The following is a 19,855-nucleotide window of genomic DNA, read 5'->3' as shown; positions in this document are numbered from 1 at the left end:
CGACATCCCCTACATCAAGCTCAGCATCGTCGCGATCTTCATCGCCAGCACGATGTATGTGCATTTCCGCGGCCGGGTTCGCCTGCGCTTCTTCCGCCAGCTGATGGATCACTCCACCTTCATGGCGCCCATCAACTGCCTGATGTATCTGTTCTCCAAGCTGCCGGCCAAGCCCTATCTGCCGGTGGCGGGCTTCCCGGAGCTCAAGCTGCTGGAGGAACACTGGCAGGACATCCGCGCCGAGGCCTTCAAGCTGGCCGATGCCGGCGAGATCAAGAAGAGCGACAAGTACAACGACGCCGGCTTCAACAGCTTCTTCAAGACCGGCTGGACGCGCTTTCACCTGAAGTGGTACGACGACGCGCACTCTTCGGCCAAGGAGCTCTGCCCCGTGACGACCGGGCTGCTGCAGCGCATCCCGACCGTGAAGGCCGCCATGTTCGCGGCCCTGCCGCCGGGCGGACGCCTAGTCACCCACCGTGACCCCTTTGCCGGCTCGGTGCGCTACCACCTCGGCTTGGTCACGCCCAACGCCGACAGCTGCTATATCTCGGTCGACGGCGAGCGCTATTTCTGGCGCGATGGCGAAGGCGTCATCTTCGACGAGACCTATCTGCACTATGCCGAAAACCAGTCGGACATGATGCGCATCATCCTGTTCTGCGACGTCGAGCGGCCGCTGAACAACCCGGTGGCGCGCTGGTTCAACCACTTCATCAGCAACACGCTGATCCGCGCGGCCTCGGCGCCCAACTCAGACACGGACAAGACTGGCGGCATCAACCGCCTGTTCGCCTATGTGCAGCAGGTGCGCATGTTCGGCAAGCGGATCAAGGCCAAGAGCCGCTTTGCCTATTACGCCATCCAGTGGGTGCTGTTCGGCGGCCTGATCGTCTGGTGGCTTTGGCCATAGAACATGAGACCCCCACGCGCCCTCCGGCCGCTGCCCCCCGAGGGGGCGCGTCAACGCCTACGGGCGGCCGGGCGCCGTTGACATGCTGCGGCTGCGCCTGCTCGGTGGTTTCGAGATCGAGCGCGCCGGCCGCGTCGAGCTGACGCGCCTGCCCAGCCGCGCCGCGGCCCTGCTGCTGGCGCGCCTCGCGCTGCAACCCAAACGCCAGCATCCGCGCGAGGAACTCGTCGAGCTGCTGTGGCCCGGCGTCGAGCTGGACGTCGGCCGCAACCGCCTGCGCCAGACCCTGTCGACCCTGCGCGCCCTGCTCGAGACCGAGGAGGCCCCTCTCTTCAACGCCGACCGCCTGCAGATCTCGCTGCTGCCCGGCGCGCTGACATCCGACGTGCAGGACTTCGAGGCCAGCCGCAGCCATGCTCATTACGGTGGAGAGCTGCTGCCGGGCCACTTCGACGACTGGGTGGTGACCGAGCGCCATCGTCTCGCCGCGCTGGCCGATGACCTGCCGGCCCAGGCGCCGCCGGTGCTGCAGTTCGCGACGACACCGGCCCCGCCCCAGCCGACGTTTGCCACCAGCCTGCCGCGCTATCTGACGCGCTACTTCGCGCCGCCCGGCCGCCTCGAAGCCCTGGCCGCACAACTGCCTGAAGCGCGGCTGTTGACCCTCATCGGCCCGGGCGGCGTCGGCAAGACGCGGCTCGCGGTGGAACTGGCCTGGCTGCAGTTCAAGCAGGCCGACTGGAGCTGCGGCATGGCCGCCCTGGCCGAGGTGCGCGACGAGGCCGGCCTGGTGGCGGCGCTGGAGCGCGCGCTGATGGTCACGCGCGGTGGCGGCTGGCCGGCCATCGAGGCGGCGCTGCAGGACCCGAGCGGCATGCGCCTCTTGGTGCTGGACAACGCCGAGCAGGCCCTGGGCATCGTCGCCCAGGCCGTGCAGCGCCTGCTGGCGCTGGCACCGGCGCTGTGCCTGCTGGTCACGTCCCGCCATGCGCTGGAGGTGGATGGCGAGACCCTGCTCGACGTGGCGCCGCTGGCCGACGCGACGGACACCGCCCAGGCCCTGTTCGTCGACCGCGCCCGCGCCGTGCGGGCTGATTTCCAAGCCAGCCGCGACAACCAGGCCGCGCTGACCGAATTGATCCGCGAACTCGAAGGCCTGCCGCTGGCGCTGGAGCTGGCCGCGGCCCGGGTGCGCAGCTTCTCGCCGGCGCAGATGCTGGAGCAGTGGCGAGGCCTGGGGGCCGGCGCCATGCCGACGTGGCTGGCCAGCCCGACGCGCGCGCCTCGCCACGCTTCGGTGGCCGGCCTGCTGGACTGGAGCCTGGCCTTGCTCGGCCCCGAGCCGCGCGCGCTGTTGCAACGCCTGGCTGCCCTGCCCGGCGCCTTTGCCTGGGCCGATGTCGCTGCCCTGGACGGCACGCCGGCCCTGCTCAATGAGCTGACGGGGCATTCCCTGGTGCAGGCCGGCGGCGACGCCGAGCCGCGCTACCGCATGCTGGAGCTGCTGCGCCGCGGTGTGCTCGCCCGCACAGACGTGGCCGAGCAGCGCGCGACCCGCCGCACGTTGCGTGCCGCCCTGTGCGACTGGGCCACAGCCCTCGGGCTGCAGGCGCCCATCACGGCCTGGACGCCGCGCCGCGAGCAGGCGCGCGCCCTCATCAGCAGTGCAGCTGACGATGGCGATGCCGCAGCCGGCTTGAGCCTGGCCCTGGCCCTGCGCCCCTGCTGGGAGAGCGACGGCGTGGACCGCACCCTGGTCGATCAGCTCGGCCTGCTGCTGCAGCTGGCGCCCTCCTCTGCCGGCCACGAGTTGCGTGCCCAACTGGCCTTCACCCATGGCGACCGCACCCTGGCCCTGGCCGAGGCGGAACGTGCGCTGCAACTCGCCGGCCCCGACCCGGCCGCGCGAGCCCCGGCCCTGGTGCGCCGCGCCTGGGTGCTGCTGGCCGGCGACAACCGCGAGCAGGGCCAGACCCGTCCGCTGGAGGAAGCCGTGGCCCTGGCCCGCCGCGTCGGCGATGTCGCAACCGAAGCCCGTGCCTGGCAGCAGTTGGCCGCCATCGCCGTGTCGCGCGGCCAGCCGGCGCAGGCGGAGGCGCTCTATGCCCGCGCCCAGGAACTGTGGGAGGCCGTCGGCCATTCACGCCAGGCCGCCGCGCGCCTGCGCAACCGCGCCCAATGCCTGATCGAACTCGGCGACACCGCGACGGCCGTGGGCTGGATCACGGCCTGCCAGCGCCTGGCCGAGGAAGACGGCGACGGCGTCGGCCAGCTCGACGCGGCCTACACCCTCGCGATGGCGCACGAGTCGCGCCGCGATTGGCCCGCCGCCCTCGCTGCCGCGCGCCAGGCCCTGCGCATCGCCCATGGTCGCCAGCATCTGCATGCCCGCGCGCTGACGCTGCAGCTCTTCCCGCGGCCGCTGGCCCGACTGCGCCATCCCGAGCACGCGCTGCAGTTGGCGGCCTTCGCCGAGCAGTACTGGCAGCGTCACCTGGGCGTGCTGGGCTCTCGCGAAGCCCGTGCGTTGGCCCGCGTGCGTCGCCTGGCCGCTTCCCAGCTCAGCAGCGTCGGCGCCAAGGCCGCCTGGAGCCTGGGACAAACCCTCAGTTTGAGCGAAGCCCTGGCCCTGACAGGGGCGTGACGAACGGGTGGACAAGCCGGCCTTCGCTAGCATCGAAGGTTTTGGTCTTCCCACACCCGACCTATGTCTCGTCTGAGCTTCGCCCCCTCCCTGCTGCTGGCCGCGGCCCTCGCCGCCAACGCTCAAGAAGCGCCGAAGGAAGCCCCCAAGGCACCGGCGTGGAACGTCAACACGCCGCCCGGCGTGGCCAAGACGGCCAACATCGACGTGAAGACCGGCACCTGGATGAGCGTGGACGTCAGCCCCGATGGCAAGACGATCGTGTTCGACCTGCTCGGCGACCTCTACACCCTGCCCATCGCCGGTGGTGAGGCCAAGGCCCTGACGCATTCCATCGCCTGGGAACACCAGGCCCGCTTCTCGCCCGACGGCAAGCAGATCGCCTTCCTGAGCGATGCCGGCGGTGGCGACAACATCTGGGTCATGAATGCCGACGGCAGCGGCGTGCATGCCGTGACCAAGGAAGACTTCCGCCTGCTGAACAACCCGGTCTGGCACCCCAGCGGCAAATACCTGCTGGCACGCAAGCACTACACCGGCACGCGCAGCGCAGGCTCGGGCGAGATCTGGATGTTCCACGTCGATGGCGACGCGGCCAAGAACAAGGGCGTGCAGCTCAACGAGAAGCCCAACTGGCAGAAGGACCTGGGCGAGCCGGCCGTGTCTGCGGACGGCAAATACCTCTACTACTCGCAGGACACGACGCCCGGCCGCGTGTTCGAGTACAACAAGGACAGCAATGGCGAGATCTACAAGATCTTCCGCCAGGACCTGAGCGACGGCTCGGTCGAGGCCTTCGTCACCGGCCCCGGCGGCGCGGTGCGACCGACGCCTTCGCCCGACGGCAAATACCTGGCCTTCGTGCGCCGCGTGCGCAACCAGAGCACGCTGTTCCTGAAGGACCTGGCCACCGGCCGCGAGTTCCCGGCCTGGAGCGGCCTGTCGCGCGACCTGCAGGAGATCTGGGCCATGTGGGGCGTCTACCCCAGCTTTGCCTGGATGCCTGGCAGCAAGGAGATGGTCGTCTGGGCCGAGGGCAAGATCTGGCGCGTCGACCCCTTCAAGGGCACGGCCGCCGACATCCCCTTCCATGTGAAGGACACCCGCGAGCTGCGCGAGCCCATGCGCTACGCCCAGGTCGTCGCGCCCGACAAGTTCGCCGTGCACCAGCTGCGCGGCGCCCAGGTGTCGCCCGACGGCAAGCGGGTCGTCTACTCGGCACTGGGCTCGCTGTATGTGAAGGAGCTGCCGAACGGCGCCCCGAGTCGTCTCACCAGGCAGAACGACGCCTTCGAGTTCGCACCGAGCTGGTCGCGCGACGGCAAGAGCCTGGTGTTCGCGACCTGGCGTGACGACACGCAAGGCACCATCCGCCGCCTGGACGTCGCCAGCGGCCGCGAGACCGTCGTCGTCAAGGAGCCGGGCAAATACCTGGAGCCGCGCCTGTCGCCGGACGGCAAGCAGGTCGTCTACCGCAAGGTCAAGGGCGGCGGCTTGACCAGCCCCTGGCACAGCCTGGACACCGGTCTCTACCTGGCCGCCGCCGACGGTTCGGGCAAGCCCGAGCGCTTCAGCAAGGACGGTAGCGGCGCACAGTTCGGCGCCAAGAGCGACGAGCTCTTCTTCACCAAGACCAGCAGCACCAGCGAGGTCGAGCAGCGCTTCTCGCTGACCCGCCTGAACCTGCGCGACCGCAGCGAGACGGAAGTGGCGCGCAGCGACGCGGCGGCCGAGTACAGCGTCTCGCCCGACGGCCAATGGCTGGGCTTTGTCGAGCGCTATCACGCCTATGTGACGCCGCTGCCCCTGGCGGGCAAGCCCATCACGGTCGGCGGCAAGATGGACGCCCTGCCGGTACGCCAGCTCGACGTCAACTCAGCCTCCGCCCTGCACTGGAGCGGCGACAGCAAGCAGCTGCACTTCACGCTGGGCGACGAGCTGTTCACTGCCAACGCGGAAGGCAAGGACAAGGCAACCAGCCAGAAGATCGGCTTCGAGCAGGCCAGCGACAAGCCCACGGGCAAGATCGCGCTGACCGGCGCCCGCGTCGTGACCATGAAGGGCGACGAGATCATCGAGGGCGGCACCGTGCTGGTGGACGGCAACCGCATCGTGGCCGTGGGCAAGGACGTCGCCATTCCCGCCGACGCCAAGCGCATCGACACCAGCGGCAAGACCATCGTGCCGGGCTTCATCGACGCCCACTGGCACGGCGCCATGAACGACTCCGGCCTGATCCCTCAGACCAGCTGGGTCAACCTGGCGTCGCTGGCCTTCGGCGTGACGACGCTGCACGACCCGTCCAACCTCAGCTCGGCCATCTTCACGCAGAGCGAGATGCAACGTGCCGGCATCGTGCTGGGCCCGCGCATCTACTCGACCGGCACCATCCTCTACGGCGCCCGCACGCCCTTCTATTCCAACGTCAACAGCCTGGACGACGCGCTGACCCACCTGAACCGCCAGAAGGCCGAAGGCGCCATCAGCGTGAAGAGCTACCAGCAACCGCGCCGCGACCAGCGCCAGCAGGTGCTGGAGGCGGCGCGCCAGACCGGCATGATGGTGGTGCCCGAAGGCGGCTCGCTGTTCCAGCTCAACATGAGCATGGTGGTCGACGGCCACACGACGGTGGAGCACGCGCTGCCGCTGGCCGAGGTCTGGGACGACGTGAAGCAGCTGTGGGGCCAGACGGCCGTGGGCTACACGCCGACGCTGAACGTCGGCTACGGCGGCCTGGACGGCGAGCACTACTGGTATGCCCGCACAGACGTCTGGAAGCACCCGCTGCTGAGCCGCTATGTGCCGCGCAGCGTGCTGGAGCCGCGCTCGGTGCGCCGCGAGACGGCGCCCGAGGAGGACTTCAACGTCATCCGCGTCGCCCGCACCGCCACCCAGCTGTCACGCGCCGGCGTCAACACCTCCATCGGTGCCCACGGCCAGCGCGAAGGCCTGGGCACGCACTGGGAGATGTGGATGTTCGTCATGGGCGGCATGACGCCTCACGAGGCCCTGCGCACCGCCACCATCAACCCGGCGCGCAACTTCGGCATGGAGAAAGACCTGGGCTCGCTGGAGCCGGGCAAGCTGGCCGATCTGGTCGTCATCGACGGCAACCCGCTGGCCGACATCCGCCAGACCGACCGCATCGTCCAGGTGATGCAGAACGGCCGCCTGTTCGACGCCATGACGATGAACCAGGTGGCGCCGGTGGCCAAGGCCCGCAAGCCGCTGTTCTTCGAAGGTGCCGACGGCAAGAGCATGCCCATCGACAGCGAGGCCCTGGAGTCGGGCCACATGGGTGATTGAGGGCGACTAAGTGCGGGACAGGCGCCGCCGAGCCACCAGCACGGCGGCGCCGCACAGCGCCATCATCAACGTGCCCGGCTCGGGCACGGGTGCCGCCTGCAGATAGTTGAAGCCCGAGCCCGAGGTCAGGATCACGTCGTTCTGCTGCACGCCGTTGAGCGACACGGTCATGCCGCCCCAGCGCAGGGTGTGCGCCAGGTCGAAGGACGCCGTGGCCAAGGGGCCGTCGTGGCCGTCGTAGGCCGTCTGGGCCACACCCGTCAGCTCGACGATGAGGGGCAGGTTCTGGCCGGTCAGGAAGGTGGCCGTGCCGTGCAAGGCGCCCAGCGGGTCGCCGAAATAGCCATGCTTGGCCAGCGACGGCGAGTTGTTGTACAGGGTGGCATCACCACCCAGGTCGTAGGCACCGCCGCCGACATCCGCCCTCACCTGCCAGGACGCCGAGCCGATGTTGGACGAGCCGACGTTGAGGCTGCCGTCGAACAGCAGCGTGAAATTGACGGTGACCTGGGTGTTGGCGGCCACGCCCGGCAGGTTGAGCATGAAGTCGTCGCGCCAGCTGGCCCGCGCCAGGCTGTTCAGGCTGCCCTCGGACGTGCCGTCCACCTTCAGTGTGCCGATGTCGGCATAGGCATGCGCCATGCCGCTGGAACTGAAGCCGCCGGTCACCAGGCCGCTGCTCAGCTCGGCGGGGCCGGCCTGGGTCAGCACCGGATTCACGGGGCCTGTGCCACCGGCAAAGTTCGGATTCACGCCCAGCTGCACGGTCACGTTCGTGACCGCCTGCGCTCCGATGCTGGCAACAGCCAGCGTGATGGCACCCAATGCACGCGAGAAGATCATGGCCTGTCTCCTGGTTGTCGGACCAGTCTGCGACACGGGTTTTGAAACGACACCCCCTAGGTCCGAAGACGTCCTTCTTTGGCATCTAGAATGCCCCCCAGTCAGGAGAGCGCCCCGGGGTTGTTGGGGGCCGCCGAAGGCGCAGGGCCTCACCGCTCGAACGCTCAGGCAAAAGGACTGACAAAACGCCACCGGTGGCAGACACTGGGGCGTTCCTCACTGGAGAGAGGCCCGCCCTTGAGCGGGTCCACCGAAGGGGCAAGCTTGCGCGGGACTGCCAACCGCCTTGTCAATCTCTCAGGTACCCCGGACAGCGAGGACATCCAAACCCGAATTCCGTCGGAGCTCTTGATGTCCTCTTTGCTGCAAACACCTCTTCACGCCCTCCACGTCGAACTCGGCGCCAAGATGGTGCCCTTCGCCGGCTACGACATGCCGGTGCAATACCCCGCCGGCGTGATGGCCGAGCACAAGCACACACGCGCCGCCGCCGGCCTGTTCGACGTGTCGCACATGGGCCAGGTGCGCCTGGTGGGCGCCGATGCCGCCGCCGCGCTGGAAACCCTGGTGCCGGTCGACATCATCGACCTGGGTGTGTTCAAGCAGCGCTACGCCCTGTTCACCAACGAGCAAGGCGGCCTGCTGGACGACCTGATGGTCTGCAAGCGCCCCGACGACCTCTTCGTCGTCGTCAACGCCGGCTGCAAGGAGCAGGACATTGCGCATATGCAGAAGCACATCGGCTCGCGCTGCGAAGTCATTCCCGTCCCCGAGCGCGCCCTGCTGGCCCTGCAAGGCCCGCAAGCCGTCGACGTGCTGAGCCGCCTGAACCCCGAGGTCGCCCAACTGACCTTCATGACCGGCGGCTTCTTCAAGCTGGACGGCATAGCCACCTTCCTGACCCGCTCGGGCTACACCGGCGAAGACGGCTACGAGATCTCCGTCCACCAGGACGACGCCGTGGCCCTGGCCCGCAAGCTGCTGAGCCATGCCGAGGTCAAGCCCATCGGTCTGGGTGCACGCGACTCGCTGCGCCTCGAAGCCGGCCTGTGCCTCTACGGCCACGACATCGACACCACGACGACGCCGGTCGAAGCCTCCATCACCTGGGCCATCCAGAAGGTGCGCCGCGCCGGTGGCGCCCGGGCCGGCGGCTATCCCGGTGCCGCCGTCATCGACGAGCAACTGGCCAACGGCGCGGCTCGCAAGCGTGTCGGCTTGGTCGGCAAGGAGCGCATGCCTGTGCGTGAAGGCGCCAAGATCGTTAGCGCCGACGGCACCGAGATCGGTACCGTCACCAGCGGCACGCTCGGCCCCACGGTCAACCAGCCGGTGGCCCTGGCCTATCTCGACAAGGCCCACACGGCCGTCGGCACCGAAGTCTTCGCCGTCGTGCGCGACAAGCGCACGCCCATGGTTGTTTCCTCCACCCCCTTCACCCCCAACCGCTACTACCGCGGCTAATCACGGAGCCTGAACGATGAGCATCAAGTACACCCCCGACCACGAATGGCTGGACGTCCATGGTGACGGCACCGCGACCGTCGGCATCACCGTTCACGCCCAGGATGCGCTGGGCGACGTGGTCTTCGTGGACCTGCCCGAAGTCGGCAGGACCTATGCCGAAAAGGAAGTTGCCGGCGTCGTCGAATCCGTCAAGGCCGCGGCCGACGTCTACATGCCGGTCGACGGCGAAGTCGTCGAAGTGAACGAAGCCCTGCGCGACGACCCGGCCCTGGCCAACACCGACCCGCTGAAGGCCGGCTGGTTCTTCAAGGTCAAGCTGAGCAACCCCGCCCAGCTCGACGCGCTGATGGACTCGACCGCCTACGACGCGCTGCTGAAGACGCTCTGATCCAAGCCCTGTAATTTCTCGAAGCAAGACCCGCCATGCCGACGCCGCTCTCCCAACTCGAAGACGCCTCCGAATTCCACGCCCGCCACATCGGGCCGGATGCCGTCGATGAATCCCTGATGTGCGCCGCCGTCGGCGTGGCCAGCCGCACCGCGCTGATCGACGCGGTCGTGCCCAAGTCCATCCGCCGCTCGCAGGGCATGAAGCTGCCCGCGCCCATCACCGAGGCCGGCGCACTGGCCGAGTTGAAGCTGATCGCCGGCAAGAACAAGGTCTACAAGAGCTTCATCGGCCAGGGCTACTACGGCGTGCACACGCCGGGCGTCATCCTGCGCAACATCCTCGAGAACCCCGCCTGGTACACGGCCTACACGCCCTACCAGGCCGAGATCTCGCAGGGCCGCATGGAAGCCATCCTGAACTTCCAGACCATGGTGACCGACCTCACCGGCATGGACATCGCCAACGGTTCCATGCTGGACGAGGCGACGTCGGCCGCCGAGGCCGTCACGCTGGCCAAGCGCGGCGTGAAGAGCAAGAGCAACACGCTGATCGTCGCCGGCGACGTGCACCCGCAGACCATCGAGGTCATCCAGACGCGCTGCGCGCCGTTGGGGCTAGAGGTCAAGGTCGGCATGGCGCCCGCACTGATGGCCGAGAACGACTACTTCGCCGTCGTCTGCCAATACCCCAGCACCACCGGCCTCATCCATGACCTGAAGGCCTTCGCCGACCAGGCCCATGCCAAGCAGGCCGCCTTCATCGTCTGCACCGACCTGCTGGCCCTGACTCTGCTGGTGTCGCCCGGCGAGTTCGGCGCCGACATCGTGGCCGGCAACAGCCAGCGCTTCGGCATGCCCATGGGCGCCGGCGGCCCGCACGCCGCCTTCCTGGCCTGCAAGGACGAGTTCAAGCGCTCCATGCCGGGCCGCCTCGTCGGCGTCAGCAAGGACGCGCAAGGCCACCCCGCCATGCGCCTGGCCCTGCAGACCCGCGAGCAGCACATCCGCCGCGAGAAGGCCACCTCCAACATCTGCACGGCCCAGGTGCTGCCGGCCGTCGTCGCCAGCATGTACGCCGTCTACCACGGCCCACAAGGCCTCAAGCGCATCGCCGAGCGCGTGGCCAGCTACACGGCCATCCTGCACGCCGGCCTGACCCGCATGGGCGTCAAGGTCGTCACGCCGCATGTCTTCGACACGCTGCTGGTGGAGTGCGACGCTGCTGCCGTCACCGCCAAGGCCGTCGCCGCCCAGGCCAACCTGCGCAAGCACAGCGACAAGCACGTCAGCATCGCGCTGGACGAGACCACCTCGCGTGCCGACATCGAAGCGATCTGGAGCTGGTTGGCCCCTGCTGGCGCTTCAGCACCCAAGGTGGAAGAGTTCGCCGCTGGCGTGGACAGCCTGATCCCGTCGCAACTGCGCCGCAGCAGCGCCTACCTGACCCACCCGGTCTTCAACACCCACCACAGCGAAACCGAGATGCTGCGCTACATCCGCAGCCTGTCGGACAAGGACCTGGCGCTGGACCGCAGCATGATCCCGCTGGGCTCCTGCACCATGAAGCTCAACGCCACGGCCGAAATGATCCCCATCACTTGGCCGGAGTTCGCGGGCGTGCACCCCTTCGCGCCGCAGGACCAACTTGCCGGCTACACCGAGCTGGACACCCTGCTGCAGAACTGGCTGACCGAATGCACCGGCTACGCTGGCATCAGCCTGCAGCCCAATGCCGGCTCGCAGGGTGAATACGCCGGCCTGCTGGCCATCAAGGCCTGGCATGAGTCGCGCGGCGACGCCCAGCGCACCGTCTGCCTGATCCCTGAATCGGCCCACGGCACCAACCCGGCTTCGGCCCAGATGGTCGGCATGCAGGTCGTCGTCACCAAGTGCGACAAGGAAGGCAACATCGACCTGGCCGACCTGAAGGCCAAGTGCGAGCAGCACGCCGACAAGCTCGCCGCCATCATGATCACCTACCCCTCCACGTATGGCGTGTTCGACACCCACGTGAAGGAGATCTGCCAGATGGTGAAGAGCCACGGCGGCCGCGTCTATGTGGACGGCGCCAACATGAATGCCCTGGTCGGCATTGCCGCCCCCGGCGAGTTCGGCGGCGACGTGAGCCACCTGAACCTGCACAAGACCTTCTGCATCCCCCACGGCGGTGGCGGCCCGGGCGTCGGCCCCGTCTGCGTGGTGGACGACCTCGTGCCCTTCCTGCCGGCGCACCGCACCGCCGGCCTGGGCAAGGAAACCAATATCGGCGCCGTGTCCGCCGCCCCGCTGGGCAACGCCGCCGTGCTGCCCATCTCGTGGATGTATATCCGCATGATGGGCGCCGAGGGTCTGAAGAAGGCCACCGAGGTCGCCATCCTGTCGGCCAACTACGTGGCGGCCCGCCTGAGCGACCACTACGACATCCACTTCTCGGGTGGCATTGACGGCGTCAAGGGTGGCGGCGTGGCCCACGAGTGCATCCTGGACCTGCGCCCGCTGAAGGACACGAGCGGCGTCAGCGCCGAAGACGTCGCCAAGCGCCTCATCGACTACGGCTTCCACGCACCCACGCTGAGCTTCCCCGTCGCCGGCACGCTGATGGTCGAGCCGACCGAGAGCGAGTCGCGCGCCGAGCTGGACCGCTTCATCGACGCGATGATCCAGATCCGCCACGAAATCGCCGACGTCGAGTCCGGCAAGGTCAGCCGCGAGGACAACCCGCTGGTCAATGCGCCGCACACGGCCATGGTCGTCAGCGCCACCGAGTGGACCCACGGCTACAGCCGCGAGGCTGCCGCCTTCCCGCTGCCCTCGCTGCGCCGCCAGAAGTACTGGTCGCCGGTGGGCCGCGTGGACAACGTGTATGGCGACCGCAACCTGTTCTGCAGCTGCGTGCCGCTGAGCGAATACCAAGAAGCCTGATCGTCACGCCATGAGCAACGACCTCTTGATCGCTTTGCTCATGGTGTTGGTTTTTGGCTTGCGGTGGGGGATTAAGCGCTTTCCCAAATCGGCACCGATGCGACTGCTGTTCACCTGGACCGGGCCTTTCCCAGCTGATGGCGAAGCCAAAAGCAGTTACTACCGTCGCAAGACCTGGTTCGTCTTAGGCTGGTTGCTGCTCCTTTCCGCTGTATCGGCGCTGCTGGCGTTGGCAATGTCGGCATCCTCTGGGTTCAAGGACTCCGTCACGGCGCTCGTCATGATGTTTGCGCTGGCGCTGGGGTTGGGAATGGCGATCCTGGGCTCGCTGTTCAGCGCACTGACTTCATTCAAGGCTGCTTGGTTGGGGCCGAATCCAAAGTTTGTCGTCGAGCGAACAGCTGAAGACAGCCGCGGCGTCTAGCTGCGCAAGACATCCGAAGCCCCTAGCTGAGCGGCGCTTCATCAACTCAAGGTAGCGCCATATGGCCGTTTCCGTTTTCGACCTCTTCAAGATCGGCATTGGCCCGAGCAGTTCGCACACGGTCGGACCGATGCGCGCCGCGCGCCTGTTCGGGCTGCGGCTGCAACACGATGGCCTGCTCGACAAGGTGGCCCGCGTGCAGGTCATCCTCTACGGATCGCTGGGAGCCACCGGCAAGGGCCACGGCAGCGACAAGGCGGTGCTGCTGGGCTTGGCCGGGCATGAGCCGGACACGGTGGACATCGAGGCCATCCCGGCACTGCTGGATGCCATCCGCGCCGGCGACCTCAACATCATCGGCCAGCACCGGGTCGCTTTCGACGAGGCCAAGGACCTGGTCTTCAAGCGCCGCGAGACCTTGCCCTTCCACGCCAACGGCATGCGCTGCATCGCTTTCGACGCGGACGGCAACGAGATCGCCAACCGCGTCTACTACTCGGTCGGCGGCGGCTTCATCGTCAGCGACGAGGTGGCGGCCGACGGCAGCAAGCAGAAGGTCATTGCGCCCGACGTGACCGTGCTGCCCTACCCCTTCAAGACGGGGGATGAGCTGCTGGTGCAGACCAGACGCCACGGCCTGTCCATCGCCGAGCTGATGCGCCGCAACGAGTGCCACTGGCGCAGCGAGGCCGAGATCGACGCCGGCCTGATGAAGATCTGGAACGTCATGCAGGCCTGCGTCACGCGCGGCTGCAAGACTGAGGGCATCCTGCCCGGCGGCTTCAAGGTCAAGCGCCGCGCCGCTCAGCTGCACCGCGACCTGACCGCCAACCCGGAGGCCGCGCTGCGCGACCCGCTGCAGGTGATGGACTGGGTCAACCTCTACGCGCTGGCCGTCAACGAGGAGAACGCCGCCGGTGGCCGCGTCGTGACGGCGCCCACCAATGGCGCGGCCGGCATCATCCCCGCCGTGCTGCACTACTACACGCGCTTCGTCCATGGCAGCACGGCCAAGGGCGTGACCGACTTCCTGCTGACCGCTGCGGCCATCGGCATCCTCTACAAGGAAAACGCGTCCATCAGCGGTGCCGAGGTCGGCTGCCAGGGCGAGGTCGGCGTGGCCTGCTCGATGGCCGCCGCGGCGCTGTGCCAAGTCATGGGCGGCACGCCCGAGCAGGTCGAGAACGCCGCCGAGATCGGCATGGAGCACCACCTGGGCCTGACCTGCGACCCCGTCGGCGGCCTGGTGCAGATCCCCTGCATCGAGCGCAACGCCATCGCCTCGGTCAAGGCCATCAACGCCGCCCGCATGGCGCTGCGCGGCGACGGCACCCACTTCGTCAGCCTGGACAAGGTCATCAAGACCATGCGCGACACCGGCGCCGACATGATGACCAAGTACAAGGAAACAGCCCGCGGCGGCCTGGCGGTGAATATCGTCGAGTGCTGACTTTTCGGCCTGTATTGGGTATTCGGGCCGAGCGCTGGGCCGCTCCCGAGCCGGCCCGCCTGGCGATGTGCTTGGCGGTCGATCCGCCAAGCATCGCCGTCCCCTCGGGGGACCGACGAGCACACCGGCGTTCAGCCCGTTGTGAGCGGCGAGGGGCTCCTCATCTTGGCGGATTGTCCTGCGGCAGCCAGCGCTTATAGATGGCCTGAAAGCTGCCGTCACGCTTCATGGCATCGATCTCGCGCTGCCAGGCCATCACGACACGCCGCGGCGTGCCGGGTGAGAACGCGATGTAGCCGTCGCTGCTGGCATAGGTGTAGACCTCGGCCAGAGCGCCGGGTTCGATGCCAGCGGACGCCAGCGTCCCGGGCATGCTGATGCGCTCCGACGCAAACAGCGACGCCCGGCCGGCCATCAGCATGCGCAGGCCTTGAACAGGATCGCTCACATAGCGCAGATTGCGAAAACCCTCGGATGCCAGTTGCTGGGCCGTATACCAATCCCGCACCACCAGGACCTCCTCGGCGAGGCGGGCGTCGGCAAAGCGTCTGAGCCGCTCGGCGCCAGCGCGCGCATAGAAGCTGCTGTAGAAGGTCACGATAGGCCCGGCCCACTGGAACAGCTTCTCGCGCTCCGGGATGCGCGCTGCCGAGAACAGGGCCACCGGCTGGTTGCCCTGTGCCTCGCGATAGGCCCGCGCCCAAGGCAGAAATTCGATGCGCTGCACCGAACCCAGGCGTTGCAGCACATGCTGCACGATCTCGACGGCCAATCCGCTGGGTTGGCCGGCTTCCGTGAAATTGATGGGCGGAAATTCCTCGCTCAGCAGCCGCAAAGGCGCTTCAGCCGGGGCGGCCAGCGAATCAAACGCCCAGACAAGCCCCATCAGCCCCACATGACGTCGCTGCACTGTGTTCTCCAGTGTCGATGCGCCGATGATAGGCGGGCGCCCGCGCCGGCCATGGCAGGGTTCCTACACAGATCCACATCCCGCCCATGTGCCTTGCCGCCTTTGCGCTGAACGCCCATCCGCGCTTCCCCCTCGTCATCGCCGCCAACCGCGACGAGTTCTTTGCCCGCGCCGCGGCCCCCATGGCTTGGTGGCCGGACCGCCCGGACATCCTGGCCGGCCGCGACCTATCTGCCGGCGGCACCTGGTTCGGCCTCAGCCGCAGCGGGCGCCTCGCCTTGCTGACCAATGTGCGCGAGCCCGCAAGGCAAGACCCCGACGCACCGTCGCGCGGCGCCCTGGTTGTCGACTGGCTGAGTTCGGCCGATGGCGCCGAGGGCTTCGCGAGCGGCCTGGCACAGGGCTACAACGGCTTCAACCTCGTCACCGCCGATCTGACCCGCAACAGCTGGCACTGGATCAGCAACCGTGCAGGCGCACCGCTCGAGCTGCGCGCCGGCATTCACGCGCTGTCCAACGCAGCCCTGGACACCCCCTGGCCCAAGACGCTGGGCTTGAAGACGGCGATGGCCGAAGCCCTGGCCGCAGCGCCGTCAGCCCCGCTGCTCGCCGACCGGCTGTTCAACGCGCTGCGCGACTCGACGCCGGCGCCCGATGCGGCCTTGCCGGATACCGGCGTCGGCCTGGAACGCGAACGCCTGCTGTCGCCCCGCTTCATTCGCATGCCTGACCCGGCGCAGCCCGGCCGCGCCGTCTACGGCACCCGCTGCGCGACCGTGCTGATCCGGGAGGCCAGCGGGGCCACCCACATCATCGAGCGCACGGTGACGGCCCAGGGCGAGTGGCTGACGCCTACCCGCCACGAATTGGCCGGCTGGCCCTGACCGGCCGGCTTCCAAGCTGCTATACAGACGGGCCATCCGAGTCCTGGCCCGCCGCCGATGACCCCTGCGTCCCGTCTGTCCACCGCCCGCTGGGCCGCCCTGGCCTGCATGCTGATGGCGGGTCTTGTCGCCTTGCGCTGGTGGTTGCAGCTAGACCTGGGCGGTTTCCTGCCGGGCCTGGCCGAGACCGGTCTCGCGACCTCCCTGCTGCTGTTGTCAGCCGCTGCCACGGGCTGGTTCATGGCCGGCTGGCCCGACGGCCAGGCACCGAGCCCGGCGGCCCGCCGCGCCGTCCAAGGCCTCGCGTTGCTGATGGCGGTGCTGCCGGCGCTGATGCTGGCGGAGGCCGTGGGCGGCCTGTCCCTTGGCATCGACATCGCCCGCGCCGGCGTGCTGCCGACAGCCGCCAATCCCCATCCCGGCCGCATCTCGCCCAACGGCTGCGTGGCCCTGCTGCTGCTGTTCGCCAGCCAGGCCCTGCTCGCCAGCCTGCCACGCCCACTGGCGCGCCGCCTCAGCGGGGCCGGCATCGCGGCCGCCGCCTTCGTCGCCGGCCTCGGCATCCTCGGCTATCTGCTGAACCTGGAGCGGCTCTACCACTGGGGCAGCTTCAACCGCCTGACGCTGCCGACCGCTGGCGGCCTGGCCCTGCTGGCCCTGTCGCTGTGGGAGCTGCGCCTGGGCTGGAGCGGCGTGCGCGAGCGCCTCGACCTGCACGAGCAGCGCATCACGCGGCGTTCGCTGGCCGTGCTGGCATTGATCGCCGTGGCGGCCGGCGCCGGCGGCTTCGCGGCGCTGGAGTCGGAGTTCGAGCGCACGCGCAAGGAGGACGTGCATGCCACGGCCGTCGTCACCGGCGAGGCCCTGGTCAGTGCCCTGGACAACGGCGTCTGGCTGGCGCAGACCATCGCCACCCGGCCCGTCATCGTCGAGCAGCTGGCCGTGCTGGCGGCCAGCCCGCAGGACGCGGTCCGGCAGGAGCGCCTGCGCGGCATCACCCGCAACCTGCTGACCGCCGGCGTCACGGCGGCCCGTTTTCTTGACGTCAATGGCGCGCCGCTGGCCGAGGCCGGCACGTTCTCGGCCCAGGCCGACACGCCTTCGCTGACCCTGGCGCGCGACTACGCCGCCAGCAGCCGCCTGGTCTGGGCCAGTGGCTTCATCCTGGCGACCGACATGCCGGTCACTGACAAGGGCGAGGTCGTGGCCCGCTTCCAGAGCGAGCAGCGCCTGGCCCTGATGGACCGCCTCGTCATGCGCATCCGCGATACCGACGCCTCTTCGGACGTGCTGATCTGCAACCGGGTCGACCAGGTGGCGTCCTGCGTGCCGTCCAAGCTCTACCCCAAGGCCTTCACCATCCCGATGTATGACGCCCACGGCAACGTCAACCTGCCGATCAACCGGGCCCTGCTCGGCGAGACCGGTGTGCTGCTGACGCCCGACCTGCGCGGTGTGCCGGTCGTGGCGTCCTATGTGCCGCTGGGACGCACCGGCCTGGCCATGGTCGTCAAGGCCGACATCGATGCCGTCTTCGCCGTCATCCGCCAGCGCCTGGGCTGGCTGGCCCTGCTGCTGACCGCCCTCACCCTGCTGGGCACCTGGGTGCTGCGCCAGCATGTGCGCCCGCTGGTGAAGCAGCTTGCAGCCGAGCAGTCGCGCTGCCGGGCCATCCTGGACAACTCCAACGACGCCTTCATAGGCATGGACAGCCAGGGCCTGGTCACCGACTGGAATCTGCAGGCCGAGCGGCTCTTCGGCTACACGGCCGCCGAGGCCCGCGGCCAGCGCCTGTCCGAGCTCATCATCCCGCCCGAATCACGCGCGGCGCACGAGTCCGGCATGGCACGCTTCAAGCACACCGGCCTGGGCCGCGTCATCAACCAGCGCGTCGAGGTCGTGGCCCAGCATCGCGATGGCCGGCGCCTGGACGTGGAGCTGTCCGTCGCCGCGATGGCGACCGGCGATGGCCATGCGGCGCACGCCTTCGTGCGCGACGTCGGCCAGCGCAAGGCCGCTGCCCGCGAGCTCGCCGCCAGCGAGCAGCGCATGCGCGACGTGACCAACGCCATCCCGGCCATGGTCGGCGTCTTCGATGCCCAGGAGCGCTGCGTCTTCGCCAACGACCTGGCCCTGAAGGTCCACAGCCTCGGCCGCGACAACGCCATCGGCATGCCCATGCGCGACGGCCTGGGCGAGGCCAGCTATGCCCTGCACGAGGCCCATGTGAAGGCCGTGCTGCAGGGCCGGCGCCAGACCTTCGAAGGCTCCCTGCCCTGGCGCGACAGCACCGGCTATTTCCAGATCCATCTCGTCCCCATGCGCGACGCCCAGACGGATGCCGTCAGCGGCTTCTATCTGATGACCTTCGACATCACGGCCCTGCGCAGCGCCCAGTTGAAGCAGGAGCGCAGCGAGCGCCGCCTGCGTTCCATCACCGACAACCTGCCGGCGCTGATCTCCCACCTCGACGCCGACGGCCGCTACCTGTTTGCCAACCGCCAGTTCCAGACCCTGCTCGACATTGCGCCCGAGAAGCTGCTCGGCCAGCGCATCGATGAAGTCCGCGACGCGGACTACGTCGCGCAGATCAGGCCCTGGCTGGACAAGGCCATGGCGGGCCAGACCGTCGTCTTCGAGTCCGAGACCGGCCCGCGCGACGGCGAGGTGCGCCAGTACCAGCAGACCTATGTGCCCGAGCTCGACGCCAGCGGCGCGGTCGCCGGCGTCTTCGCTGTCACCTTCGACATCACCGAGCGCAAGCTCGCGGCGCAGCGCCTCAGCGATGCCCAGGCCCATCTCAAGGCCATCGCCGACAACCTGCCGGTGCTGATCTCCTATATCGATCGCCACCACCGCCTGACCTTCGTCAACAAGACCTTCGAGGAGTGGATGGGCGTGGACCCCGAGCTGGCGGTCGGCAGCCACCTGAAGGCGCTGATCGGCCCCGAGCTCTATGCCCAGCGCCAGCAGGCCCTGGCGCAGGCGCTGAATGGCGAACGCGTCGAGTTCGAGGTCGTCTCCCTCGCCCTGGGCCTGACCCGGCATCTGCACACCATCTACATCCCGGACCGCCGTGCCAACGGCAGCATTGCCGGCGTCTACACCCTGTCCACCGACGTGACGGCCACCAAGGACGTCGAGCGCCGCCTGCAGGAACTGGCCCGCATTGATCCGCTGACCCGCCTGCCCAACCGGCGCGAATTCGAGGAAAGGCTGGCCCTGGCCCTGGCGCGCAGCCGCCGCAGCCGGAAGGCCATGGCCCTGATCTTCATGGACATCGACCATTTCAAGCGCATCAACGACGGCCACGGCCATGCCGCCGGCGACGCGGTGCTGAAGGAGTTCGCTGCGCGCATCCGCCGCGCCGTGCGCAGCACCGACACCGCGGCACGCCTCGCCGGTGACGAGTTCGTCGTCATCCTGGAGGGCCTGCAGGGCGATGCCGAGGCTTCGCGCGTCGCCGCCAAGCTGGTCACTGCCATCCGCACGCCGATGCCGCTGCCGGCCGGGAGCGAGATCCTCGTGACGACCAGCGTCGGCATGGCCTGCTGGAACGGCGTTGGCGAGGGGGCCGACGACCTGCTGGACCGTGCGGACAAGGCGCTGTACCGCGCCAAGGCCGCCGGCCGCGACACCTTCGAGCAGACCATCTTCTGAAAACGGCCGCGCATAGCGGCTCCGCGAAGCCTCGGAATGCGC

12 protein-coding genes and 2 riboswitches are annotated in these 19,855 nt (G+C 68.6%); of the genes, 10 read left to right on the top strand and 2 right to left on the bottom strand.

Features of this window, described 5'->3' with window-relative positions; all coding sequences use genetic code 11:
- Nucleotides 1-13 precede the first annotated feature (13 nt).
- The 3 genes from ACS5PN_RS03345 to ACS5PN_RS03335 all read left to right on the top strand — a co-directional run bounded on the left by ACS5PN_RS03345 (nt 14) and on the right by ACS5PN_RS03335 (nt 6,863).
- Complete coding sequence (locus ACS5PN_RS03345) at nt 14-913, top strand: aspartyl/asparaginyl beta-hydroxylase domain-containing protein (RefSeq protein ID WP_439463685.1); 900 nt, start codon at nt 14-16, stop codon at nt 911-913.
- An 82-nt stretch (nt 914-995) separates the two neighbouring features.
- Nucleotides 996-3,557 (top strand): ATP-binding protein, encoded by a 2,562-nt coding sequence (locus ACS5PN_RS03340; RefSeq protein WP_439462519.1) that lies wholly within the window; start codon nt 996-998, stop codon nt 3,555-3,557.
- A gap of 63 nt (nt 3,558-3,620) precedes the next feature.
- Nucleotides 3,621-6,863 (top strand): amidohydrolase family protein, encoded by a 3,243-nt coding sequence (locus tag ACS5PN_RS03335; RefSeq protein WP_439462518.1) that lies wholly within the window; start codon nt 3,621-3,623, stop codon nt 6,861-6,863.
- A 6-nt stretch (nt 6,864-6,869) separates the two neighbouring features.
- On the opposite strand, the gene ACS5PN_RS03330 is transcribed toward ACS5PN_RS03335, so the two are convergent.
- Nucleotides 6,870-7,706 (bottom strand): PEP-CTERM sorting domain-containing protein, encoded by an 837-nt coding sequence (locus ACS5PN_RS03330; RefSeq protein ID WP_439462517.1) that lies wholly within the window; start codon nt 7,704-7,706, stop codon nt 6,870-6,872.
- A gap of 92 nt (nt 7,707-7,798) precedes the next feature.
- Nucleotides 7,799-7,896, top strand: a riboswitch (glycine riboswitch).
- A 19-nt stretch (nt 7,897-7,915) separates the two neighbouring features.
- Nucleotides 7,916-8,030: riboswitch (glycine riboswitch) on the top strand.
- 27 nt (nt 8,031-8,057) lie between these two features.
- Here ACS5PN_RS03330 and gcvT point away from each other — a divergent pair.
- From gcvT to ACS5PN_RS03305, 5 genes are all read left to right on the top strand, one after another.
- Complete coding sequence (gene gcvT, locus ACS5PN_RS03325; RefSeq protein WP_439462516.1) at nt 8,058-9,170, top strand: glycine cleavage system aminomethyltransferase GcvT; 1,113 nt, start codon at nt 8,058-8,060, stop codon at nt 9,168-9,170.
- A 16-nt stretch (nt 9,171-9,186) separates the two neighbouring features.
- Nucleotides 9,187-9,561 carry a glycine cleavage system protein GcvH gene (gcvH, locus tag ACS5PN_RS03320; RefSeq protein WP_439462515.1) on the top strand — a complete coding sequence of 125 codons (375 nt, stop codon included), beginning with the start codon at nt 9,187-9,189 and terminating at the stop codon, nt 9,559-9,561.
- A 35-nt stretch (nt 9,562-9,596) separates the two neighbouring features.
- Nucleotides 9,597-12,485, top strand: a complete 2,889-nt coding sequence (gene gcvP, locus ACS5PN_RS03315; RefSeq protein WP_439462514.1) for an aminomethyl-transferring glycine dehydrogenase — start codon at nt 9,597-9,599, stop codon at nt 12,483-12,485.
- A gap of 10 nt (nt 12,486-12,495) precedes the next feature.
- Complete coding sequence (locus ACS5PN_RS03310; RefSeq protein ID WP_439462513.1) at nt 12,496-12,909, top strand: hypothetical protein; 414 nt, start codon at nt 12,496-12,498, stop codon at nt 12,907-12,909.
- A 61-nt stretch (nt 12,910-12,970) separates the two neighbouring features.
- Nucleotides 12,971-14,359: an L-serine ammonia-lyase gene (locus ACS5PN_RS03305; RefSeq protein WP_439462512.1), complete on the top strand. Its 1,389-nt coding sequence runs from the start codon at nt 12,971-12,973 to the stop codon at nt 14,357-14,359.
- A 160-nt stretch (nt 14,360-14,519) separates the two neighbouring features.
- On the opposite strand, the gene ACS5PN_RS03300 is transcribed toward ACS5PN_RS03305, so the two are convergent.
- Nucleotides 14,520-15,269 (bottom strand): substrate-binding periplasmic protein, encoded by a 750-nt coding sequence (locus ACS5PN_RS03300; protein ID WP_439462511.1) that lies wholly within the window; start codon nt 15,267-15,269, stop codon nt 14,520-14,522.
- 86 nt (nt 15,270-15,355) lie between these two features.
- On the opposite strand from ACS5PN_RS03300, the gene ACS5PN_RS03295 reads away from it, so the two are divergent.
- Together ACS5PN_RS03295 and ACS5PN_RS03290 are read left to right on the top strand one after the other, a co-directional pair.
- A complete protein-coding gene (locus tag ACS5PN_RS03295) occupies nt 15,356-16,153 on the top strand; it encodes an NRDE family protein (protein WP_439462510.1) in 798 nt (265 codons plus the stop codon).
- A gap of 57 nt (nt 16,154-16,210) precedes the next feature.
- Nucleotides 16,211-19,813 (top strand): PAS domain-containing protein, encoded by a 3,603-nt coding sequence (locus tag ACS5PN_RS03290; RefSeq protein WP_439462509.1) that lies wholly within the window; start codon nt 16,211-16,213, stop codon nt 19,811-19,813.
- Nucleotides 19,814-19,855 lie beyond the last annotated feature (42 nt).

The sequence above is a fragment of the Roseateles sp. NT4 genome, from assembly GCF_051857475.1.
Classification (GTDB): domain Bacteria; phylum Pseudomonadota; class Gammaproteobacteria; order Burkholderiales; family Burkholderiaceae_C; genus Pelomonas.
The sequence above is the reverse complement of the archived record's forward strand: the minus strand, read 5'-3'. Positions and strand labels throughout refer to the sequence as shown.